This window comes from Kitasatospora sp. NEAU-69 (assembly GCF_057158765.1).
The window spans coordinates 298684-320307 of record NZ_JBWXUE010000003.1 but is presented as its reverse complement, the minus strand read 5'-3'; the positions used below and the strand labels follow the sequence as shown (position 1 = coordinate 320307).

Below are 21624 nucleotides of genomic sequence, written 5' to 3'. Positions count from 1 at the left end.
AAGTGGACTAGACCATCCGGGAGGTCAAGGGATCGGCCGTCGACTTAATCCTGGCTTGAGGTCGGTGCCGGACGGGTCCGGTGCCCCGCGCCAGGCCAGGACACCGGGCCCGGGTGCCGGCTCAGGCGGTGTAGAGCTCCTCGACGTCCGCCGCGTACCAGTCGATGATGGCCTGTCGGCGCAGCTTCAGCGAGGGCGTCAGCAGCCCCTGCTCGACGGTGAACTCCCTCGGCAGCAGGCGGAACGCCCGGATCGACTCGGCCCGCGACACCGCCGTGTTGGCGGCCGCCACCGCGCGCTGGATCTCGGCGTGCAGCTCCTCGTCGGCGAGTGCCGCCCACTCGTCTGCCGGTGCCCGCCGGTGGGCCAGCCGCCAGTGCGCCAGCGCCCGCGGGTCGAGCGTGATCAGCGCCGCCACGTACGGCCGGTTGTCGCCCACCACCAGGCACTGCGCGACCAGCGGGTGCGCCCGGACCCGCTCCTCCAGCGCGGCCGGTGCCAGGTTCTTGCCGCTGCTGGTGACGATCACCTCCTTCTTGCGGCCGGTGATGGTCAGGTAGCCGTCGTCGTCCAGCGAACCGAGGTCGCCGGTGGCCAGCCAGCCGCGGTGCAGCGCCTCGGCGGTGCACCGCGGGTGGTTGAGGTAGCCGCCGAAGACGCTCGGCCCGCGCACCCAGACCTCGCCGTCCGTGGCGATGGTGACCGCCGCACCGGGGACCGGCTTGCCGACCGTGCCGAACTTCGGTGCCCCGGCCGGGTTCGCGGTGATCGCGCCGGTGGTCTCGGTCAGCCCGTAGCCCTCGTAGAGGGTCATCCCGGCGCCCGCGAAGAAGAGGCCGAGTTCGCGGCTGAGCGAGGAGCCGCCGCACATCACACTGCGCACCCGCCCGCCGAGCGCGCCGCGGATCCGCTGGTAGACCAGCCGGTCGTAGGCGAGATGACGCACCCGCAGGGACGGTCCGGGGCCGGTGCCGTGGCCCAGTGCCCGGCGTTCGCCGGCCCGGGCCCAGCGCACCGCGGTCTCGACGGCCTGCGCGAAGAGCTCGCCGCGCCCGGCCTCCTCGGCGGCGGTGCGGGCCGAGTCGTAGAGCTTCTCGAAGACGTAGGGGACGGCCTGCAGGAAGGTCGGCCGGTAGGAGGCCAGCGCCGGCAGCAGCACCTGCGCGCCGAGTTCGGCGAGGTGGCCGAGCCGGATCCCGCCGCGGACCGCCGCCACCTGCACCATCCGGCCGTACACGTGGGCGAGCGGCAGCACGAGCAGCGTCGTCGCCTGTTCGCCGGCGCTCGCGCCGAAGACGTCCTGCCAGCCGGCCAGGATGTTGTCGGCCTCGGCGGTGAAGTTGCCGTGGGTGAGCAGGCAGCCCTTGGGGCGGCCGGTGGTGCCCGAGGTGTAGATCACGGTGGCGATCGAGTCGGCGGTGACCGCGTGGCGCTGACGGTGCACCAGGGTGTCGGGTATGCCCGCGCCGTCCGCGGTCAGCCGCCGCACGCAGCCCTGGTCGAGCTGCCAGATCCCGGTCAGCTGCGGCAGCGCGTCGCAGACCGCGCCGACCGTCATCGCGTGGTCCTCGTTCTCCACCACGCAGGCCACCGCGTCGGTCTCGGCCAGGATCCAGCGGACCTGCTCGGCGGCCGAGGTGGGGTAGACCGGGACCGGGATCGCGCCGATCGACCAGAGCGCGTAGTCGAACAGCGTCCACTCGTAGCGGGTGCGCGACATCAGCGCGACGCGGTCGCCGAACCGCACACCATGCGCGAGTAAACCCTTCGCCAGGCCGAGCACCTCGTCGCGGAAGCGGGCCGCGGTGACCTCGGTCCAGCGCGGTGAGCCGGCCGCGCGACGCGCCAGCTGGACGAGTGCAGGGGTGAGCTCGGCCGTCTCGTAGACCGAGTCGGCGAGTCCGCCGGGCGCGGGCTGTGCCAGTGGCGGGGTGCTCAGCTCGCGCACGATCCTCCCCGGCTCCTTCGCGGCCGCGGTGTCCGGCGCCGCGCCGTCCGCGGCCGCCCTGCCTCGGCCGCGCCCTGTTGCTCTCGCTGTTCCCTGTTCTCTGTTCTCTGTTCTCTGTTGCTCTCTGTTGTCCCCTGGTCGGCCGGCGGTGACGACTGCGCGACCCGCAAGCGAAGGTAGCGGATCCGTGCGGTGCTGCCCAGGGTTGGGCGGATCCCTCACCGGATCGGCACCGTCCGGGCGGGTCGGTGCCACGGTCGCGGCCGCTTCGGCACACCTCGTTCGACTGGGGTGGGACGCGGCCGCCGGGGCCCGGAAGGGCTGTCAGGAACCGATCCGCACAACGGTCATGCGCCTGCCAACGACCAGGCCCGACGGCCGCTCGCGGACATTTCACAGGAGGGTTTCGGAACAGTTGGAAATCGATCTCCGAGACCCGTCGAACGAGTAAGCGGAGAGTAGTAAGCTCGCGCAGATCCATCGGCCTGACACTCCCCGTCGGGTCGGATCGGCCTGCCCGGCCGCGGGCTCACCTGACCGAGGACTCCATGCGTCTGCGCAGCAGCTCGATCCGCGCGAAGATCATCGCGCTGCTCCTGGTGCCCATCGTGGCGCTGGTCGGCCTGTGGGCCTACGCCACCATGGTCACCACCAGCGATTTCTGGAGCCAGCTCAACGTCGCGTCCACCTACCGGGCTTTCAGTACTCCGCTCGACCAGCTCGTCCGCGACCTCCAGCAGGAGCGCCGGGCCGCGGTGATCCGGCTCGCCCAGCCCGGCGGGCCGGGCCTCCAGGACGACTACCAGAAGGCCCAGGCGGTCACCGACCAGGACGTGCTGGCGCTGCGGCAGCAGCTGAACGGGACCGGCGCCGGCCGGCTGGATCCGACCACCCGGTCCCGGTTGAACGACGTGCTGAACGCGGCCGGCCAGCTCGGCACGCTGCGCGGCCAGGTCTCACAGGACGCGCTCGCCTGGGAGTTCGCGCTGGGGCAGTACAGCGAGCTGATCCGTCCCGAGTTCACCGCCCGGTCCGCGTTCGTGGCCAAGCAGACCGGCCAACTCCCGCGCCAGGGAACGGTCCTGGTCGAGCTGGCCCGGGCCCGCGAGTTCCTCGCGCAGGAGGACGCGGCGATGGAGGCGATGGGTCACAGCGCCGCGCCGACCGCGACCGACTACCAGGCCGTGGTCGACCCGATGCACGACCAGCAGGCGCTCTTCACCGTCTACATCGACGAACTCGACCAGCCCGCCCAGGACCAGTACCGGGCGCTCTGGACCGACCCCGCCTTCGCCGAACTGGGCATCGCCGAAACGGAGTTCCAGAGTGCGGCGGAGCCCGCCGACTCGGTGCACAACGTCCTCGGGATGCCCTGGCGGCAGGACGCCGACCAGGCGCTCGGCGAGCTCGGCACGCTCAACACCCAGCTGGCCGACCAACTCGGGCAGCAGGCCCGGTCGTACGCGATGGGACTGCTCTGGCGCGGGGTGATCGCGGGTGGCGTCGGCCTGGTCGCGATCGTGCTCTCGGTGCTGATCTCGTTCCGGATCGGGCGCGGCCTGGTCCGCCAGCTGATCGGGCTGCGCAACGCCGCCCACGACCTGGCCGGCGCCCGGCTGCCCTCGCTGATGAAGCGGCTGCGTGACGGCGAACCGGTGGACATCGCGGCCGAGGCGCCCGAACTCGACTACGGCCCGGCCGAGATCGGACAGGTCGGCCGGGCCTTCAACGCGGTGCAGCGCACCGCCGTGCAGGCCGCCGTCGAGCAGGCCGAGCTGCGCCGCGGCGTCTCGGCGGTCTTCGTCAACCTGGCCCGGCGCAGCCAGGTGCTGCTGCACCGCCAGCTGACCCTGCTCGACACCATGGAACGGCGCACCGAGGACCCGGGGGAGCTGGAGGACCTCTTCAAGCTGGACCACCTGACCACCCGCATGCGCCGGCACGCCGAGGGCCTGATCATCCTCTCCGGCGGTTCGCCCGGCCGGGCCTGGCGCAAGCCGGTGCGGATGGTGGACGTGGTGCGTGCGGCGGTCGGCGAGGTGGAGGACTACGCACGGGTGATCGTGCGGCCGTTCCCCGGCACCGGGCTGCTCGGCAACGCGGTCGCCGACGTGACCCACCTGATCGCCGAACTGGTCGAGAACGCGGCGGTGTTCTCGCCGCCGCAGACCCAGGTCACGGTGCAGGGCGAGGTGGTCGCGCACGGCTTCGCGCTGGAGATCGACGACCGCGGGCTCGGGCTGAGCGAGCAGGCGCTGGCCGGGATCAACCAGCGGCTGGAGATCGAGCAGCCGTTCGACCTGGCGGACACCGACCGGCTCGGGCTCTTCGTGGTCAGCCGGCTGGCCCGGCGGCACGGGATCCGGGTGCACCTGCGGGCCTCGCCGTACGGCGGGACCACGGCGGTGGTGCTGATACCGCGTGAGCTGCTGGCCGAGGTGCCGGGCGGCGTCGCGATGGGCGGGCCGGGTGCGGCTGCGGGTGCTGGCGGTGCTTCCGGCGGTGCCGGTGCCGGTGTCGCTGCCGGTGTCGCTGCCGGTGGTGGTGGCGGCGTTCGTCCGGGTGGCGCGGGGCCGCGGCAGCGGGAGCTGGTCGCGGTGGCCGGCGGCGCGGGCGGCGAGCTGCCGCGCCGCGGCGAGGGCCGGGTGCGCAGCCACAAGCGGTCGGTCACCGGGCCGCAGCCGGCCGGCACCGAGCCCGTACCCACGCCCGGCGGGCTGCCCCGGCGGCGGACGGCGGGCGGGCCGGTCCTGGTGCCGTCGGCCCCGGGTGCGGCGGGCGCGACCGGACGGCACCGGCGGGCGGACCTGGTGGACGCGGGCGCGGCCGGCTCGGACGCGGCGACCGCGCTGACCGATCCGGTCGAGCCGACGGCGCCGGCCGAGGATGTGTCCGCCCCGCTGCCGGTGGCCGGCGGACTGCTGCCCCGCCGGGTGCGCCAGGCCAACCTGGCCCCACAACTGCGCCTGACCGAGCGCGCGGCCGAGCCGCAGCCGCAGGCATCGTCGCGCGAGCGCTCGCCGGAGGAGGCGCGGGCGGCGTTCAGCTCGTTCCAGCGCGGCTTCAGCCGGGGCCGCGCCGAATCACCGAGCGCCGGGTCGCCGAGCACCGACTCGCCCGGGGCCGGGTCGCTGAGCACCGAGCCGCCGAGCACCGATCCGGCCGGGGCCGGGCCGCCGGGTGCTCCGGCCGGCGCGTCCGGGCGGTGGCAAGCCGGTCGGATCGTCCCGGAACCATCCGCCCCACGAACACCGTCTGATCAGGCGGGCTCCGCGCGCCCGCCGGCCCCGGCCGGGCCGGCCGCACGGCGCGCGCCGACCCCGTCCCCCGTACCCCCGGCTCTGCCGGTAGCACCAAGCCCAGCACAACCCGCAGTAGCGGAAGGAAACGATCGATGACCGCAATGACCCAGCCGTCCGGCGACCTCAACTGGCTCCTGGACGACCTGGTGGGCCGGGTCGCGTCGCTGCGACATGCGGTCATTCTCTCCAGCGACGGCCTGGCCACCGGTGCCTCCCGCGGCATGGAGCGCGAGGACGCCGAGCACCTGGCCGCCGTGGCGGCCGGCTTCCACAGCCTGGCCAAGGGCGCCGGCCGGCAGTTCGGGGTCGGCGGCGTGCGCCAGACCATGGTCGAACTGGACGAGGCCTTTCTCTTCATCACCGCGGCAGGCGACGGGAGTTGCCTGGCCGTGCTGAGCGACGCCGACTCCGACATCGGCCAGATCGCCTACGAGATGGCGCTGTTGGTGAAGCGGGTCGGGGAGCACCTGGCCGCCGAACCGCGGACGCCGGCCGGATGACCGGCCCGGCGGAGGATTCGGCGGCCGAGCGGACGGCGGCCGCCGAATTACCGGCGGACAGTCAGGACGCCGCAGGGGAGTGTTGGTTCGACGACGAGGCGGGCCCGGTGGTGCGCCTGTTCGCGATGACCAGGGGGCGCACCCGGCCGGCCGGTGACGGCTTCTTCGACCTGATCTCGATGGTCACCCGGCGGGATCCGGCCGACCGTGATCCGATCCTGCCGGAGCCCGTGCTGGATCCCGAGCACCACGCGATCCTGGACCTCTGCGCCCGGGAGCCGCTCTCGGTGGCCGAGCTCGGCTCGTACACCGACCTGCCGGTCAGCGTGGTGCGGGTCCTGCTCGGCGATCTGCACGACGCCGACCTGATCGATGTCACCCGCCCCGTCCCGCTCGCCGAACTCCCGGACGAGAGCCTGCTCCGGGAGGTGATCAGTGGACTCCGCGCGCTCTGACCGCCCGTCGCCCAGCAGTCCGGGCGGCGCGGTGGCCGGTGCGCCGGCGGTCGCACTGAAGATCCTGGTGGCCGGCGGCTTCGGCGTCGGCAAGACCACGCTGGTCGGCGCCGTGAGCCAGATCCGGCCGCTGCGCACCGAGGAGCGGCTCAGCGAGCTCGGCCGTCCGCTGGACTCGACGGCCGGGGTGGAGGCCAAACGGACCACCACGGTGGCGATGGACTTCGGGCGGATCGACCTGCGCCCCGGGCTCGCGCTCTACCTCTTCGGCACGCCCGGCCAGGACCGGTTCTGGTTCGTCTGGGACGACCTGGCGCGCGGCTCGCTGGGCGCGGTGGTGCTCGCGGACACCCGGCGCCTCGCGGACTGCTTCCCCTCGGTGGACTTCTTCGAGCGGCGCGGCATCCCGTTCCTGATCGCGGTGAACTGCTTCGAGGGAACCGAGGTCTTCGCGGTCGAGGACGTCCGGGCCGCACTGGACCTCGACCCCGGCGTGCCGGTGCTGCTCTGCGACGCGCGTCGCCGTGAGGACGGCAAGGAGCTGCTGGCCCGGCTCGTCCAGCATGCGGCGGAGCGTCAGGTCTCGGCGCCAAGCCGCTGAGCAGGCATGATTCCCTGATTTCTCGGCATGTGGGACGCCGATGGTCGGAGTGTGGGCTGAATCGCGATCAGGCTTGCCCTTTCCATGGTCGTCGTGGAACGCTCGGATCGCACCGCCGAGGCGCGAGACCCGCGCCTGGTCCGGACCACTGGGGGAGGGGAGCACCATGACCGCAGGCCGTACGCCGTCGATCCGACGGGAAGTACCGCGCCGCGCCGGGCAGGTCCGCCGCTCCGACCCCGGGATCCGCTTCACTCAGGGAGTGCACATCACCGTGGACCGCAGCCGAGGTCAGCAGGACCTCGAGCCGTTCTGGCCGTCCCGGCAGCCGCACCACTTCGACCAGACCTGTCCGGGCTCGCCTCGCGCGTCCCGGCTCGCCCACAGCTGATCCGCGGTCAACCGACCCCGGTACACCGGTTCGGACAGCTGAGCCCGTCGACGCGCAGACGACACCCACCCGACCGTCCTGCGCGAAAGAGCTGCCTCATGTCTTCCTCCTCCTCGGCCACCCTCACCCCGCCGGCCGCCACCCCGCACCTGCGCGCCGTCCGCTCGGTCGGTGCGGCGCCGCTCGGCGCCGAGCGCCGGCACCCGAACGTGGCCGCGCCGTACCCCTCACCCGCGCCGACACCGCTGACGGCCGGCCATCCGGCCGCCGCTCAGCCGGTCTCCCAGCCCGCCGCTCAGCCTGCGGCGCACCCCGGCGGACTGCCGGTCGTGCTGCCGGAGGGGGCGACCGTCGTCGCGGCACTGCCGCACTCGGCGCTGCCGCAGGCGCTACTGGCCCAGTACGGCGCCCAGTTGGGCGCTCAGCAGGGCAGCCAGCCGATGGTCGGCTACCTGGTCCTGGTGCCGGCCGCCGATCCGGCGGCCCTGGCTGCCCAGGCCGTTTCGGCTGCCCCGGCTACCCCGACTCTGTCCCCGGTCGCCGCCCCGCCGGCCGTCGCTCCTGCGGTCGCCGCCCCGCAGCCCGGCGCAGCTCACCCGGAGCGGCCGGGGTGGCCGACCGGTCGCGGGATCAACGTCGACCTCGACCGCCGGGCCGCCTACGTGGACGGCCGGCTGCTCGATCTCACGTACCTGGAGTTCGAGTTGCTCGCCCACCTGACCCAGCACCCGCAGCGCGTGCACACCCGCGACCACCTGGTCTCCGCCGTCTGGGGTTACGGCCACGTCGGCGACGGCCGCACGGTGGACGTCCATGTGGCCCGGCTGCGACGCAAGTTGGGCGCGGCGCACCGGGACAGCATCGTCACGGTCCGCCGGGTCGGCTACAAGTACGCACCCACCAACCGGATCTGACGCTCTGCCTCCGACGTTCCGATCGGCCGCTGCCCGGCGCCGGGTTCCCGGTGGGCAGCGGCCGATCGGTGGCGGCTCAGCCGCTCAGTGGCTCAGCCGCTCAGCTGGTCGATCTCGGCCAGCTCCTCGGCGCTCAGCGGCCCGGCCGCCAGCGCGTCGAGGTTCTGGTCGAGTTGGGCCACGCTGCTCGCGCCGATGATCACCGAGGCCACCCGCTGGTCGCGCAGCACCCAGCTGAGCGCCAGCTGGGCCAGCGTCTGCCCGCGCCGGCCGGCCAGCCGGTCCAGCGCCCGCAGCCGCTCCAGCTTCTCGCCGGTGAGCGCCTCCTCCTTGAGGAAGTGCCCGACCGACATCCGGGAGCCGGCCGGCACCTCGCCACCGAGATAACGATCCGTCAGCAGACCCTGGGCGAGCGGGGAGTAGGCGATCAGGCTGGTCTGGGTGTCACCGACCGCGTCCAGCACGCCGTCCTCCACCCCGCGGTCCAGGATCGAGTAGCGGGACTGGTTGAGCAGCGCCGGGGTGCCCAGCTCGCGCAGGATCGCGATCGCCTCGCGGTGCTGCTCGGCCGGGTAGTTGGAGATCGCCGCATACAGCGCCTTGCCCTGGCGGACCGCCGAGGCCAGCGCCCCCATGGTCTCCTCGAGCGGCGTGTCGGGGTCGTAGCGGTGCGAGTAGAAGACGTCCACGTAGTCCAGGCCCATCCGGACGAGCGACTGGTCCAGACTGGCCATCAGGTACTTCCGGCTGCCGCCGTCGCCGTACGGGCCGGGCCACATGTCGAAGCCGGCCTTGCTGGCGATGAACAGTTCGTCCCGGTACGGGCGGAAGTCCTGGGCGAAGAGCGTGCCGAAGTTCCGCTCGGCCGAGCCGTACGGCGGGCCGTAGTTGTTGGCGAGGTCGAAGTGGGTGACACCCCGGTCGAAGGCGCGGCGCAGCACCGCGCGCTGCACGTCCAGCGGCTGGGTGTCGCCGAAGTTGTGCCACAGCCCCAGCGAGACGGCGGGTAGCTGGACGCCGCTGCGCCCGGCACGGCGGTAGGTCATCGAGGCGTAGCGGGATTCGGCCGCGAGGTAGGTCATACCGGCATCCTGCCAGGTCGGCGGGGCGGTCGGTGCACCCGGCAGCTGCCGCGGTGTCGTCGTTCACGATGTGTGTCGAGGAGTCATCACCATGCGGTTCATCGTCTCGTCCCTGCTCTCCAACGGCCCGGATCCGGTCACCGGGCGGCAGTACAGCGCGTCCCAGAAGTACCGGAACGTGATCGACCAGGCCGTCACGGCCGAGCGGCTCGGCTACGACGGCTACGGCGTCGGCGAACGGCACGGTGAACCGTTCCTCTCGCCGGCGCCCCCCGTGCTGCTCGCCACGATCGCCGCCCGGACGTCCCGGATCCGGCTCTTCACCACGGTGGCGGTGCTCAGCATCCTGGACCCGGTCCGGGTCGCCGAGGACTACGCGATGCTCGACCAGCTCTCCGGCGGTCGGGTCGAGCTGATCATCGGCAAGGGCAACGACCCGCGGCACTTCGGTCTCTTCGGGCTCGCCGAGGAGCGCCAGTGGGAGTACCTCGCGGAGAACTACGGCCTGCTGCACCGGCTCTGGCGCGAGGAGGGGGTCAGCTGGTCGGGCGGCACCCGTCCGGCCCTCGACGGGGTGACCACGTACCCGCGCCCGTACCAGCAGCCGATCCCGGTCTGGCACGGCAGCGCCACCAGCACGCAGTCCACCGACCTGGCCGCCCGCTACGGCGACCCGCTCTTCTCCGCGAACAGCTTCCACCCGCTGGAGAAGTACGCCGCGCTGGTGGACCACTACCGCGAGCGCTGGGCGCACTACGGCCGGGACCCGAAGGACGCCAGGGTCGGCACCGGCTTCGGCGGACTCTTCCTCGCCAAGCGCTCGCAGGACGCGGTGGCGGGCTTCCGCCCGTACTGGGACGCGCTCTTCGACTCGGCCGCCGGCAAGCACAACAACTCGCCGTTCGCCTCGCTGGAGGACGCCCTGGCGCGTGGCTCGGCACTGGTCGGCAGCCCGCAGCAGGTGATCGAGAAGATCCATCGCTACCACGAGGCCTTCGGCAACGAGGTGGTCGGCATCGGCGTGGACGCGCTCACCGAGGAGGTGCAGCACGAGCAGCTGGAGCTGTTCGCGACGGAGGTGGCACCGGTCATCCGCCGCGAGATCAACTAGGGCCTGTCCGGGCGATCTTGTCGGATCAGCGCCCGGCGTCGCGCGCCCGGCAAGATCGCCCGGACAGGCCCTAGTTTGCCGCGCGGAGCAGTTCCGGCAGCTTGCGCATGTCGTCGAAGAGCACGGTGCCCGGACCGGCCAGCTGCTCGGGACGGCTGAGGCCGCCGTGGTAGCCGAACGACCGCATGCCGGCGGCGCGGGCGGCGGCGAGGCCGAAGCGGCTGTCCTCGACGACCACGCAGGCCTCCGGGGCGACGCCGAGGCTGCGGGCGGCGTGCAGGAAGAGGTCGGGGGCCGGCTTGCCGTTCGCGACGTCCTGGGCACTGAAGATCCGCTCGTCGAAGCGTTCGAGCAGGCCGGTCAGGCCCAGGGTCTGGTGCAGCCTGCGGTGGCTGCTGCTGGATGCGACGCAGCTGGGGAGGGTGATCGCGTCGAGCGCGTCGAGGATGCCGTCGACCGGAGTCAGCTCGCGCTCGAAGACCTCGTCGTAGAGCGGGCGGAACTCGCGGTCCCAGTCGGCGGGCAGCTTGCGGCCCAGGTGCGCCTCGATGTCGGCGGTCATCGAGGCGTGCGAGCGGCCGACGAAGCGCTCGACGATCTCCTCCTCGCCCATCGGCCAGCCGAGCTCCTTGAGGACGATCGCGTCCACCCGCACCGCCAGCCGTTCGCTGTCGATGAGGACGCCGTCGCAGTCGAAGATCACCAGTTCGATCACGCCCACACCCTACCGGGCGGGGCTTTGCGGTGATCAGATCGCGATCCGCAGCGGCGCGAGCCGGGTCGCGACCAGGTTGGTGGCCCCCCGGTCGCGTTCGATCCGGCCGTGCACCAGCAGGCCGGCCCGGTCCAGCGCGGTGCGGCGGTGCACCTCCCAGACCGGCCGGCTGCAGACCACGTTGATCAGCCCGGTCTCGTCCTCCAGGCTGAGGAAGAGCACCCCGCCGGCCGTCGGCGGCCGCTGACGGTGTGTCACCAATCCGCCGACGATCACCGGACTGCCGTGCGCGACACCCGGCAGGTCGGCGGCGCAGAGCGCGCCGATGTGCGCCAGGGACGGGCGGACGTGCTCGACCGGGTGGCTGGTTGCCGAGGCGCCGGTGGCCCACAGATCGGCGATGGTCTCCTCGACCGGCGTCATCGCGGGCAGCTCGGGCGCCGCCGTCCCCGGCGTGGTGCCGGGCAGCAGGCCGGCGCCGGCGGTCGCCAGCATCCCCGCGGCCCACAGCGCCTGGCGCCGGGTCAGACCGAAGCAGCGGAACGCCCCGGCGGTGGCGAGCGCCTCCAGCACGGGTGCGGACAGGCCGGTGCGGTGCGCGAAGTCCTCCAGATCGCGGTACGGCTGCCCGGCCGCGACCGCCTGCGCCGGCTCCTCGCCCAGGCCGCGCACGGTGGACAGGCCGAGCCGGATCGCCGGGCTGTCCGGCGGCCCCTCCAGGGTCGGCCCGGCCGAGCTGGCGTTGGCGTCCACCGCGTGCACCGTCACGCCGTGCCGGCGGGCGTCGGAGATCAGGCTGAGCGGGGAGTAGAAGCCCATCGGCTGGTTGGCCAGCAGGGCACAGGTGAAGGCCGCCGGATAGTGGTACTTGAGCCAGGCGCTGGCGTACACCAGAAAGGCGAAACTGATCGAATGGCTCTCCGGGAAGCCGTAGTTGGAGAACGCCTCGATCTTGGTGCAGACGTCCTCGGCGATCTCGGGCGCGATCCCGCGCTCGGCCATTCCGGCCAGCAGCCGGCCGCGCAGCTCGGCCACCCGCTGGTGTGAGCGCTTGGCACCCATCGCCTGGCGCAGCCGGTCGGCCTCGGCGCCGGTGAACCCGGCGCAGTCGATGGCCAGTTGCATCATCTGCTCCTGGAACAGCGGCACCCCGAGGGTCTTGCCGAGGGCCGGTTCCATCAGCGGGTGCGGGCAGTGGGCCGGCTCCTCCCCGGCCCGCCGCCGCAGGTACGGGTGGACCGAGCCGCCCTGGATCGGCCCCGGCCGGATCAGCGCGACCTCCACCACCAGGTCGTAGAACTCGCGTGGCTTCAGCCGGGGCAGCGTGGACATCTGGGCCCGCGACTCGACCTGGAACACGCCGACCGTGTCGGCCCGGCAGAGCATCTCGTAGACCTTCGGGTCCTCCTTCGGGATGCTCGCGAGGTCGAGCCGGCGGCCGTGGTGCGCGGCCACCAGGTCGCAGGCGTCGTGCAGCGCGGAGAGCATGCCCAGGCCGAGCAGGTCGATCTTGACCAGCTTGGCGCCGGCGGTGGACTCCTTGTCCCACTGCAGCACCGAGCGTCCCGGCATCCGGGCCCACTCGGTCGGGCAGATCTCCCCGATCGGCTCCCGGGTCAGCACCATGCCGCCCGAGTGGATGCCCAGATGCCGCGGCAGGCCGTGCAGTTGGCGCCCGAGGTCGAGCACGTCGGACGGGATCACGGCATCCTCGCGGGGCGGCCCGTGGAAGTCGACCTGCCGGGAGAAGGCGTTCACCTGGTCCATCGGATAGCCGAGCACCCGGGCCGCGTCGCGCAGTGCGAGGCGGGGGCGGTAGGTGATCACGTTGGCCACCTGGGCCGCGTGCTCGCGGCCGTAGCGCCGGTAGACGTACTGGATCACCTCCTCGCGGCGGCGGTGCTCGATGTCCAGGTCGATGTCCGGCGGGCCGTCCCGTTCCATGCTGAGGAAGCGCTCGAAGAGCAGTCGGTAGCTGATCGGATCGACGGCCGTGATGCCCAGCGCGTAGCAGACCGCCGAGTTGGCGGCCGAGCCGCGGCCCTGGCACCAGATGTCCGCCTGCCGGCAGTACTCCACCAGGTCGTGCACGATGAGGAAGTAGCCCGCCAGTCCGAGCTCTTCGATGACCGCCAGCTCCTTGGCGACCTGCTGCTGCGCCCTGTCCTGCTCCGGGTGGCCCGGACCGAACCGCCGGGCCGCGCCCTGCCAGGTCAGCTCGCGCAGGTGGCTGATCTCGGTGTGGCCGGGGGGCACCGGGAACCCTGGCAACTGCGGTTCCAGCGAACGGAATTCGAACGAGCAGTCGCGGCCGAGCCGGGCGGTGGCCTGGCGCGCACCGGGGAACCGGGCCAGCCGCTGCGCCATCTCGTCACCCGAGCGCAGGTGCGCCGTGCCCGCCGCCCTGGTCCAACCGGCCGCCTGCCGAAGGGTCTTGCGGGCCTGCAGCGCGGCCAGCCCCTGGGCCAGCCGCCCCTGGGCGGGCGAGGCGTGGTGCACGTTGTTGGAGGCGACCACGGCGAGCCCGGCCCGCCCGGCGAGCTCCGCCAGCGCGTCGTTGCGCGGGTCGTCCCCGGGCAGGCGGTGGTCGATCAGCTCGACGAAGACGTTCTCCGGGCCGAACGCCTCGCTGAGCAGGCGCAGTTCGCGCAGTGCGGCGTCCGGTCCGCGCTCGGCCAGGGCGCGCGGCACCCGTCCGTTGCGGCAGCCGGTGAGCACCGCCCACTCGCCGCCGTGCGCCTCGGCGAGCCGCTCGAACGTGTACGCCGGGCGCCCCTTGCCCTGGCCGGCCAGCTGGGCGGCGGCGATCGCGGCGGAGAGCCGGCGGTAGCCGGCCGGGGAGCGGGCCAGCACCAGCAGGTGCTCGTCCCGCAGGCCGGGTGCGCCGGGCAGTCCGAGCTCGGCGCCGAACACCGTGCGCAGGCCGGTGCCCTCGGCCGCCTTGGCGAGCCTGACCACCCCGTACAGGCCGTCGTGGTCGGTGATCGCGAGCGTTTCCAGGCCGAGCCGCAGGGCCTCCTCGACCAGGCCCTCGGGCTCGTCGGCGCCGTCCAGGAAGCTGAACGCGGAGTGCACGTGCAGTTCGGCCCAGGGCGGTTGGGGGGTGGTGGGCCCCGCGACCGGCAACCGGACGACCTCGCCCGGCCGGGGCGCGTCGTCGCCGGGCCGTGGCGCGGCTTCGTCGTGCGGTCGGCCGTCCATCCGCCGGCCGTCCATCCGGCGGCGCAGCTCGTTCCAGGGGAGCTCGGGTCTGCTGCTGAATCCCATGGTGCTCTCGGCTCCGGCTTTCCTGTTCGGTTCGGTATCGGTGGGTCGTCGAAGATCGGCGGATCTCAGATAACAGATGACAGATAACGAAATCTGTCATCTGTTATCTGAGATCCGAGATCTGTCATCCGTCAGGCATAGGCGGCCTCCACCGCCCACCGCCCGCCCTCCAGCACGAGCAGCAGCGCCCGGCCGTCGGCGAGCACGACCTGGCAGCGGGCCCGGCGGCGGGCCCGGTCCTGGTCCCACCACTGCTCGACCGCGGGCCACGGCCCGGCCCAGCCGGTCACCGCCGTGCTCCGCCCGTCCAGCACCAGCCGGTCCGGCGGTGCGGAGACCTCGGCCCGTCCGGTCACCTCCACCGGGCTGCCGTACACATCCAGCAGCTCCACCGGCAGCGGCGCCGGCGGGACCCAGCCGGGCGCGGGGTGGCCGAACCGGCCGGGCCAGGGCGCGTCCCGGTCGGCGGCCGGCGGCGGATGCTCGCCCCAGGGCACCCTGACCAGCACCTCGTCCGGACCGCGCCCGCCGACCCGTTCCACCCGGCTCAGCCCGCCGTACCCCAGCAGCGCCTGCACCCGGGCCGCCGCCCGCTCCACCCGGTCCTCCACCACCGCCTGTCCCCAGAGCGCCAGTTGCCGGCCCTGGTCGGCCACCAGTTCGTCCGGCACCAGGCGCAGCGCGGTGAAGCCGCCGGCCTCCGGGCCGAGGAACCCGGACCCCTGCCAGGCCTGCAACTGCCAGCGCACCCGTTCGGCCAGGGCCGGCGCGGAGAGCCGCCCTTCGTGCTGCCAGAGCCGGGACGCCGTGGTGCCGTCCGCGCAGCGCACCTCGACCGCCACCCGACGGCAGGCCAGCCCCGCGCCGGCCAGCACCGCGTGCAACTGCTCGGCCAGGGCCCGGCCGACGAAGACCAGCGGCTCGGCGAGCAGCTCGGGTGGGTCGAAGAGCTGCTCCACCGCCAGGTCCGGACCCGGTGGCCGCCCGGCCGCCGGCCGGGCTTCCAGGCCGCGGGCCAGCCGATGGGCGGTCCGGCCGGCCGGACCGAACCGGTCGGCGACCGTGCCGCCCGGCAGCCGGGCGAAGTCGCCCAGCGTCGGTATCCCGAGCCGCACCAGCAGCCCGGCCAGTGCTTCGTCCTCCAGCGCCGCGACCGGGTAGGGCGCGAGGAACTCGGCGGTCCGGCCGGCCGGGACCAGCACGCCGGCCGTGCCGGCCCGAGCGGCGAGGACGGCGGCGAAGACACCGTCCGCGATGCCGACCCGGGGAGCGGTACCGGCCTCCGGGGCCGTTGCCTCCTGCGGTGCTGCCTCCGCCGTCTGCCCGACCGACCCGACCCCGCCGCCGCCCTTCCCGTCGACCTCGCCGCCCCAGTCCGTCGCGCGAGCCGCCTGGCCGACCGGTCCGCGCTCCGCGCCGAGCTCCGCCAGCGCCTCGGCGACGGCGGCGGCCAGCGCCTGCTCGCCGCCGAAGTACCGGCCGGGCCCCTTCACCCGGATCGCACAGAGTCCGGGCCGCAGCACCTCCACCCGCGGCGTGAACGCCTCGACGGCGGCCAGCACGGGCTCGAACCGCTCGGCCTCGGCGGCCGGATCCCGCTCGCGCAGCCGCAGCTCGGGACAGAGCCGGTGCGCCAGCCGCAGCGGCTGGCCGCGCCGCACACCCGCCGCCCGAGCCGCGTTCGAACAGGCGAGCACCCGGCCGCCCTCGACCACGGCCACGGCGGCGTCAGGCCCGGCCACCCCGCCGATGGCGACGATCGGCCAGTCCGGGTACCAGACGGCCAGCACCCGCAGCGCCTCCCGGTCGGCCACCCGACCGGCTTCCTCCTTGTCGACGGCAGTCACGTCACACCGCCGTCAGCCGCCCCCGCCCCACCGCGCCGTCCGGCTCCACGCCGAACCCCACCCCGGCAGCGGCGGGTGCGAGCGCACCGTCCCCTGCGTACTCCAGCCCGCTCCCGCTCCCGCCTTCGTTCTCGTCCCTGTTCTTGCTCTCCTCCTCCTGGGCCGTCACGGCCCGGACCGCCCCCTGGGCGTCCGGCAGCCACAGCCGTACGGTCCGCCCGCGCGCCGCCGCCCCGCGGCCCGTCACGACCACCTCGGCCTGCCGTCCGGCCAGCAGCCCGTGCCCGTCCCCGAGCCCGACCCACCGGCTCTCCCGCACGCCCAGCCGCAACTCGGCCCCGGGCCACTCCCCGGCCACCACCAGCACGCACCCGGTCCGCCGCAGCACCGCCCCCAGCCGCGCCGCCAGCTGCGGCGCCACCGGCCCGGACGGCCGCAGCAGGATCACCTCCACCGCCCCCGCCAGCGCCGCCACCACCTCCGGCCACTGCCGCCCCGGCGCGTCCGCGAGCAGCAGCCGCCCCGGATCGATCCCGTACCCACTGGCCGCGAGCAGCCCGAGCTCCGGCAGCCCCACCGCCGCGAACCAGCCGTCCGCGACGCCCGCCGCCAGCGCCAGCAGCAGCCCCGCATCACCCTGCACCGCCACCGCCGTCCCCCGTCGCACGCCACCCTCCGGCAGCACGCCAGCCCGCCGCCCCGCCGAGGGCGAAGCCGGCGACGGGGACGGCGACGGTCGCGACGACGGCGGCGTCGGTCGCGACGGGGGGAGAAGGACGGGGGTTGCCATGGCTCCAGGATCGAACATTCGTTCGTAAATATTCAAGCCAGAATAGAACGAGTGAGCGATTACCTGCTGTGACGGAACGCGCCAGTTGTCACCGACCGCCTCGGCGGCGGGGGTGCGGTCGTGTGACCGGGCGCGTCGGATGGCGAAAAAACTCGTGTTGAGCTCAGCCCAGCCGCGGCGGGGTGGCTGCTGTGGTGCGGGCCTGAACGTGGTCGATCATCGCGTCGAGGGTGACCCGCAGGGCGCGGACATCGCGGTGGATCTGGGTGAGGAGCAGTCCTCCCTGGAGGGCCGCCAGGACGGTCAGCGCCAGGTCCTCGGGATCCGCGGTCAGCTCGCCGCGCTCGTGCATGGCGCGCAGGCCGTTGCGGATGCCGGACTCCCACCGCAGGAAGGAGCCCGACACGGCGGCCCGGGCGGCGGGGTCGACCTCGGCGAGTTCGCTGCCGAGCGAGCCGATCGGGCAGCCTCCGCGGCATTCGAGGTCGAGTTGGTGCTGAACGATGAAGTCGCACCAGGCGCGCAGCCCGTCGATGGTGTCCAGGCGGGCGAGCATCGGCTCCTGGTCGCCGACGACGCGCTCGTCCTGGTAGGCGATCACGTCCATGATCAGGGCCTGCTTGTCGGCGAAGTAGTGGTAGAGCTGCGAGCTGCTGGCCCCGGAGGCCGCCTTGACGTCTTCCATCGTGGTGCCGGCGACGCCCCGGTCGAACATCAGCTGCGCCGCTGCGGCGACGATCCGCAGGCGGGTCTGCTCGCCTTTGGGTGTCAGCTTTCGGGGCTTCGAAGCCGTGTGCGCCGTGTGCGTCGTCATGGCTCCACCGTACGCCCATTTTTGGATTGGACAGTCCATTTTTTTCGGCGAATAGTGGATCGCGCAAGCCAATCCGGGGCTCCGGCCGGAGCCCCGAGGCTCTCCTTCTCTGGAGGTTCGTCATGGAGTTCTCCGGCAAGGTCGCCCTGGTGACCGGCTCGACCAGCGGCATCGGCCGCGCCATCGCCCGGACCCTGGCCGCCCGCGGCGCCCACGTCCTGGTCTCCGGGCGCAATGCGGAGCGCGGCGCCGAGACCGTGACCGCCATCCGCACCGAGGGCGGCAAGGCGGACTTCCTGCCCGCCGACCTGCGCGACGCCGACTCCGCCCGGGACTTGGCCCACCGCGCCACGGAGACCGGCGGCCACGTGGACATCCTGGTCAACAACGCCGGCCTGAGCGCGTTCGGCCCCACCGCGGCCACTACCGAGGCCGACTTCGACGCCATGTACGCGGTCAACGTCAGGGCCCCGTACTTCCTGACGGCGGCCCTGGCCCCGGCCATGGCCGAGCGCGGAGGCGGCGCGGTGGTGAGCGTGTCCACCATGGTCGCCGGCTTCGGCATGCCGGGCATGGCGCTGTACGGATCGACCAAGGCGGCCGTGAACCTGCTGACGAAGTCCTGGGCGGCGGAGTTCGGCCCGCAGGGCGTGCGCGTCAACGCCGTCGCCCCCGGCCCCGTCCGCACCGAAGGGACCGCTCCCATGGGTGAGGGCCTGGACCAGCTCGCCTCCCAGGCCCCCGCCGCTCGCGTCGCGGACCCGTCCGAGATCGCCGCCGCGGTCGCCTACCTCGCCGGCGACCAGGCCTCCTTCGTCCAGGGCGTGGTCCTGCCCGTCGACGGCGGCCGCGCCGCGGTGTGAACCCACCTGCACCGGGCCCGCGCTCCTCAATGGCGGGCCGTGGGTGCCGGGTCAGGGCGCGGCGGGGTTCCGGGAAGCCGCCGATCACGCCTACGGCCGCAGCCGCCACCGCGCTGGGCGGCGACGGCTGCGGCCGTAGCAACTGGGTCAGGGGACCAGGATCTCGCCTTCGAACGGGCTGCAGATGCTCTGGTTCGTGTAGGAGCTGATGATCCAGCCGGCCGGCACGGTCGTGTTGGAGCAGGCGACGATGCCGCTGTAGGGGGTGTTGTACTGGAGCCCCTCGTACTGGCCGCAGCCGCCGTAGCTGCTCCAGACGTGGGTGATCACGTAGCCGGTCGGGGCCGGGCCGGCGCCGACGCCGCAGGCGACGATGCCGTTGTACACCGGGGTCAGCACCTCGGTCCCGTAGCCCGCGCAGGGGCCGCCGGTGCCGTCGGAGACGGCCACGTAGTTGTTCCACTTGATGGTGAGCTGGCAGGCCGTGATGCCGGGGGTCTCCTGCTGCAGGGTCATCGCCTGGCCACCGCACCCACCGCTGTTGCCGGTGGAGATGTTGGTGATCACGTAGGGGGAGGGCAGCGTGCCGCCGAAGCAGACCACGATGCCGTTGTAGACCTGGGTGATCGTCTGTGTTTCGAACTGGTTGTCACACTGCGGCTGGGCGGTGGTGGTACCGGCGATGATGACGTACGGGTACGGCACGGGGACTCCGACGGTGCACAGCTTCGCGCCGTTGCTGGGCAGCGCGATCGTGTACAGCAGGTAGCCCTGGCACGCGTTGGTCGGGGACACGGCGGTGACGATGTAACCCGACGGGACGGACTGGTTGGCGCACACCGTCGATGCCGTGTTCGGCGTCGCGGCCTGCGCGTTCGCCGCGCCGGGCACGATGAAGGCGAAGAACGCCAGCGCGGCGGCGACGGCGAGCGGGAGGACTCGGCGTAGCAGCAGCTTGAGGCCGCTCATGGACACACGCTCCTCTGGTCGGATGGGGATGCATCGAGCACAGGTACGAGTTCGAGCGTGAGGCTAGCAAGCGATATGAATGATCGTCAGATTCACATTCATTTTGGCTCATCCGCTGCGCCACCCCGCCCCCACTCCGGCAAGTGCGCGCGTTCGGCCATGGGGGCGCCGCGCGCCGCGCCAGGCGTCTGGCTAGGCTGGCAGCGTTGCCCGTTGCGTTCGGTGGCCCGGTGTCCTGGGCGGAAGTCTCGAAGCCTCGAAGCGGTCCCAGGCCCTGGCCCGGCCCCCGGCCGCCCGCAGAAGGGACAAGGCGATGGATCCCGATACCCGGAACAGGGCCGCGATCGAGGAACACTGGCGGGCGTCGGAGCGTGGGGACACCGAAGCCGAGCACGCCATCTACGCTGCGGACGCGATCCTCGACTACCCCCAGTCGGGTGAGCGCTTCCGGGGCCGCGCGACGATCTCGGCGCAGCGTGGCGGGCACCCGGCCAGTCGGCACTTCGCCGTGCAGCGGATCGTCGGCAGCGGCGATCTGTGGGTGAGCGAGTGTGTGATCACGTACGACGGCGTGCCCAGCTACTCGGTGAGCACGATGGAATTCGCCGACGGGTACGTGGTGCACGAGACGCAGTACTTCGGGGACGCCTTCGGTGCGCCTGAGTGGCGGGCGGCACTCGCGGAGCCGATGCCGGGCAGGAGTATCGCCGCGGGCTGACCCGCCGGGACGGGGTGGCCCCTGCACCGAGCCGCCCGCCCGCGTGGGGGTGCGGGCGGGCGGCGCTCACGGGTGCCGGCGAATCGGGCGGCGGGGTCGGGCAGCAGGCGTCGGGCAGTGCGGGCGGTCAGTGCGGTCAGGCGGCGGTGTCGGTCATCGCGGCGGCCAGGCGCAGGTGCGGACGGGCCTCGACGGCGTGGCCCTGGCGCTCCAGGGTGCGGCCGAGCATGAGGTGCGCGTAGCTCTCGGCGGGGTCCTGCTCCAGGATCCGGCGCAGCTCGGTGGCCGCCCGGGTCAGCTGCGCGGAGTGGTAGTAGCTGCGCGCGAGCAGCAGACGGGCGGAGAGGTTGGCCGGGTCCTCGGTGACCAGCGGGGCCAGGATCAGCGCGGCGTCCGCGTAGGCCTTGGAGTCGAAGAACAGCTGGGCCCGGGCGTACTCCTCGGCGGGGGAGAGAGTGCCGTCGGGGGTGTGAGTGGTCACGGTGTGCTCCTTTCTCGGTGCCGTCCCGGACAACAGCGCATGAAGTTTCAACTATTCCGGTCCTACTATTCCGTTTTTACATGTCCCTGTCCATGGTCCGGTCCGATCCGTGGACAAGATCTTGTCGTCTGTACCTACTAGTATGTACAGTCAGGTGCAGGGAGAGGCCGACGCGACGGGAGGGCGAAACAGTGCAGGCGATGCAGTACGAGATCACGCTGCCGGCCGACTACGACATGGGGATCATCCGCCGCCGGGTGGCGGAGCGGGGTCATCTGCTCGACGGCTTTCCCGGGCTCGGACTCAAGGCCTATCTGATCCGCGAGCGCGGACTGGCCGGCTCCTCCGTCAACCAGTACGCGCCGTTCTACCTCTGGCGCTCCGACGAGGCGGCGAACCGCTTCCTCTGGGGGCCGGGGTTCGCCGGGCTGAGCGCGGACTTCGGCCGCCCGGAGGTCCGCCGCTGGCTCGGGCTCGCGTACCGGCAAGGGCCGGCGTACCAGGCTGCAGCAGGCGCCCCGGCTGCCTCGGTCACCTCGGCTGCCCGGCGGATCGAGTCCGTCCCGTTCGACCTCCCGCCGGCCGAGGCCGTCGAGCGGGCGCTGGCGGAGCTGCCGCAGGACGAGCCGGGCCTGCACTCGGTCGCGCTCGCCATCGACACCGCCCGCTGGGAGCTGTTGACCTTCACGCTCTGGGCGCACGAGGCTCCGCCGACCGCCGGGGAGCGGTACCAGGTGCTGCACCTGTCCCGCCCGGAGCTCGACGAGGTGCCGCGCGGGCGGCACTGGTGACCGGCGGTGGCGGGCCGGCCGCACCCGACCGTCCGACTTCAACGCGTCCGACTTCAACGAGGGGA

At 73.2% G+C, this 21624-nt stretch carries 19 protein-coding genes; 10 read left to right on the top strand and 9 right to left on the bottom strand.

The annotated features are described in order from the left end of the window. Window positions 1–121: 121 nt before the first annotated feature. Complete coding sequence (locus AC060L_RS05695) at window positions 122–1948, bottom strand: AMP-dependent synthetase/ligase (protein WP_483797371.1); 1827 nt, start codon at window positions 1946–1948, stop codon at window positions 122–124. A 548-nt stretch (window positions 1949–2496) separates the two neighbouring features. Between AC060L_RS05695 and AC060L_RS05690 the strand changes: the two genes are divergently transcribed. The 6 genes from AC060L_RS05690 (at window position 2497) to AC060L_RS05665 (ending at window position 8111) form a co-directional block, all read left to right on the top strand. Then, window positions 2497–5346 carry a sensor histidine kinase gene (locus AC060L_RS05690; RefSeq protein ID WP_483797370.1) on the top strand — a complete coding sequence of 950 codons (2850 nt, stop codon included), beginning with the start codon at window positions 2497–2499 and terminating at the stop codon, window positions 5344–5346. Then, window positions 5343–5750: a roadblock/LC7 domain-containing protein gene (locus AC060L_RS05685; RefSeq protein WP_483797369.1), complete on the top strand. Its 408-nt coding sequence runs from the start codon at window positions 5343–5345 to the stop codon at window positions 5748–5750. The genes AC060L_RS05690 and AC060L_RS05685 overlap by 4 nt, the downstream gene beginning before the upstream one ends. Further along, on the top strand, window positions 5747–6205 hold the full coding sequence (locus AC060L_RS05680; RefSeq protein WP_483797368.1) for a DUF742 domain-containing protein: 459 nt from the start codon (window positions 5747–5749) through the stop codon (window positions 6203–6205). The genes AC060L_RS05685 and AC060L_RS05680 overlap by 4 nt, the downstream gene beginning before the upstream one ends. A gap of 31 nt (window positions 6206–6236) precedes the next feature. Further along, on the top strand, window positions 6237–6806 hold the full coding sequence (locus tag AC060L_RS05675; RefSeq protein ID WP_483797442.1) for a GTP-binding protein: 570 nt from the start codon (window positions 6237–6239) through the stop codon (window positions 6804–6806). 166 nt (window positions 6807–6972) lie between these two features. After that, window positions 6973–7197: a hypothetical protein gene (locus AC060L_RS05670; protein ID WP_483797367.1), complete on the top strand. Its 225-nt coding sequence runs from the start codon at window positions 6973–6975 to the stop codon at window positions 7195–7197. A 98-nt stretch (window positions 7198–7295) separates the two neighbouring features. Further along, window positions 7296–8111, top strand: coding sequence for a winged helix-turn-helix domain-containing protein (locus AC060L_RS05665; RefSeq protein WP_483797366.1), 816 nt, complete (start codon window positions 7296–7298; stop codon window positions 8109–8111). 92 nt (window positions 8112–8203) lie between these two features. Here the strand turns inward: AC060L_RS05665 and AC060L_RS05660 are convergent, their stop codons facing one another. Beyond that, window positions 8204–9193, bottom strand: coding sequence for an aldo/keto reductase (locus tag AC060L_RS05660; RefSeq protein ID WP_483797364.1), 990 nt, complete (start codon window positions 9191–9193; stop codon window positions 8204–8206). 91 nt (window positions 9194–9284) lie between these two features. Here AC060L_RS05660 and AC060L_RS05655 point away from each other — a divergent pair, with 91 nt between their 5' ends. After that, complete coding sequence (locus AC060L_RS05655; RefSeq protein WP_483797363.1) at window positions 9285–10304, top strand: LLM class flavin-dependent oxidoreductase; 1020 nt, start codon at window positions 9285–9287, stop codon at window positions 10302–10304. A gap of 70 nt (window positions 10305–10374) precedes the next feature. Here the strand turns inward: AC060L_RS05655 and AC060L_RS05650 are convergent, their stop codons facing one another. The 5 genes from AC060L_RS05650 to AC060L_RS05630 form a co-directional block, all read right to left on the bottom strand. Next, on the bottom strand, window positions 10375–11019 hold the full coding sequence (locus tag AC060L_RS05650) for an HAD family hydrolase (RefSeq protein WP_483797361.1): 645 nt from the start codon (window positions 11017–11019) through the stop codon (window positions 10375–10377). Window positions 11020–11052: 33 nt separating this feature from the next. After that, window positions 11053–14286, bottom strand: a complete 3234-nt coding sequence (locus tag AC060L_RS05645; RefSeq protein WP_483797360.1) for an error-prone DNA polymerase — start codon at window positions 14284–14286, stop codon at window positions 11053–11055. A gap of 131 nt (window positions 14287–14417) precedes the next feature. Then, complete coding sequence (locus AC060L_RS05640) at window positions 14418–16133, bottom strand: DNA polymerase Y family protein (RefSeq protein WP_483797359.1); 1716 nt, start codon at window positions 16131–16133, stop codon at window positions 14418–14420. A gap of 1 nt (window position 16134) precedes the next feature. Then, window positions 16135–16800, bottom strand: a complete 666-nt coding sequence (locus AC060L_RS05635; protein ID WP_483797358.1) for a hypothetical protein — start codon at window positions 16798–16800, stop codon at window positions 16135–16137. A gap of 286 nt (window positions 16801–17086) precedes the next feature. Then, the gene (locus AC060L_RS05630; RefSeq protein WP_483797357.1) at window positions 17087–17737 is read right to left on the bottom strand and encodes a TetR/AcrR family transcriptional regulator; all 651 of its coding nucleotides are present in this window, start codon (window positions 17735–17737) and stop codon (window positions 17087–17089) included. 122 nt (window positions 17738–17859) lie between these two features. Between AC060L_RS05630 and AC060L_RS05625 the strand changes: the two genes are divergently transcribed. Beyond that, complete coding sequence (locus AC060L_RS05625; protein ID WP_483797356.1) at window positions 17860–18600, top strand: SDR family NAD(P)-dependent oxidoreductase; 741 nt, start codon at window positions 17860–17862, stop codon at window positions 18598–18600. A 147-nt stretch (window positions 18601–18747) separates the two neighbouring features. Here the strand turns inward: AC060L_RS05625 and AC060L_RS05620 are convergent, their stop codons facing one another. Then, the gene (locus tag AC060L_RS05620; protein WP_483797355.1) at window positions 18748–19569 is read right to left on the bottom strand and encodes a hypothetical protein; all 822 of its coding nucleotides are present in this window, start codon (window positions 19567–19569) and stop codon (window positions 18748–18750) included. Between the two features lie 313 nt (window positions 19570–19882). Here AC060L_RS05620 and AC060L_RS05615 point away from each other — a divergent pair, with 313 nt between their 5' ends. Then, window positions 19883–20287 (top strand): nuclear transport factor 2 family protein, encoded by a 405-nt coding sequence (locus AC060L_RS05615; protein ID WP_483797354.1) that lies wholly within the window; start codon window positions 19883–19885, stop codon window positions 20285–20287. Between the two features lie 136 nt (window positions 20288–20423). Here AC060L_RS05615 and AC060L_RS05610 read toward each other — a convergent pair whose 3' ends face one another. Beyond that, entirely contained in the window at window positions 20424–20768 is a 345-nt protein-coding gene (locus AC060L_RS05610) for a tetratricopeptide repeat protein (protein WP_483797353.1), read from the bottom strand. Window positions 20769–20959: 191 nt separating this feature from the next. Between AC060L_RS05610 and AC060L_RS05605 the strand changes: the two genes are divergently transcribed. After that, complete coding sequence (locus tag AC060L_RS05605; protein ID WP_483797351.1) at window positions 20960–21559, top strand: DUF4865 family protein; 600 nt, start codon at window positions 20960–20962, stop codon at window positions 21557–21559. Window positions 21560–21624: the final 65 nt, after the last annotated feature.

Bases quoted from the DNA above. Each gene is read 5' to 3' on its own strand.
- AC060L_RS05625 (WP_483797356.1), top strand. From the start codon at position 17,860: ATGGAGTTCTCCGGCAAGGTCGCCCTGGTGACCGGCTCGACCAGCGGC.
- AC060L_RS05615 (WP_483797354.1), top strand. From the start codon at position 19,883: ATGGATCCCGATACCCGGAACAGGGCCGCGATCGAGGAACACTGGCGG.
- AC060L_RS05685 (WP_483797369.1), top strand. From the start codon at position 5,343: ATGACCGCAATGACCCAGCCGTCCGGCGACCTCAACTGGCTCCTGGAC.
- AC060L_RS05645 (WP_483797360.1), bottom strand. From the start codon at position 14,286: ATGGGATTCAGCAGCAGACCCGAGCTCCCCTGGAACGAGCTGCGCCGC.
- AC060L_RS05660 (WP_483797364.1), bottom strand. From the start codon at position 9,193: ATGACCTACCTCGCGGCCGAATCCCGCTACGCCTCGATGACCTACCGC.
- AC060L_RS05620 (WP_483797355.1), bottom strand. From the start codon at position 19,569: ATGAGCGGCCTCAAGCTGCTGCTACGCCGAGTCCTCCCGCTCGCCGTC.
- AC060L_RS05630 (WP_483797357.1), bottom strand. From the start codon at position 17,737: ATGACGACGCACACGGCGCACACGGCTTCGAAGCCCCGAAAGCTGACA.
- AC060L_RS05680 (WP_483797368.1), top strand. From the start codon at position 5,747: ATGACCGGCCCGGCGGAGGATTCGGCGGCCGAGCGGACGGCGGCCGCC.
- AC060L_RS05655 (WP_483797363.1), top strand. From the start codon at position 9,285: ATGCGGTTCATCGTCTCGTCCCTGCTCTCCAACGGCCCGGATCCGGTC.
- AC060L_RS05665 (WP_483797366.1), top strand. From the start codon at position 7,296: ATGTCTTCCTCCTCCTCGGCCACCCTCACCCCGCCGGCCGCCACCCCG.
- AC060L_RS05670 (WP_483797367.1), top strand. From the start codon at position 6,973: ATGACCGCAGGCCGTACGCCGTCGATCCGACGGGAAGTACCGCGCCGC.
- AC060L_RS05690 (WP_483797370.1), top strand. From the start codon at position 2,497: ATGCGTCTGCGCAGCAGCTCGATCCGCGCGAAGATCATCGCGCTGCTC.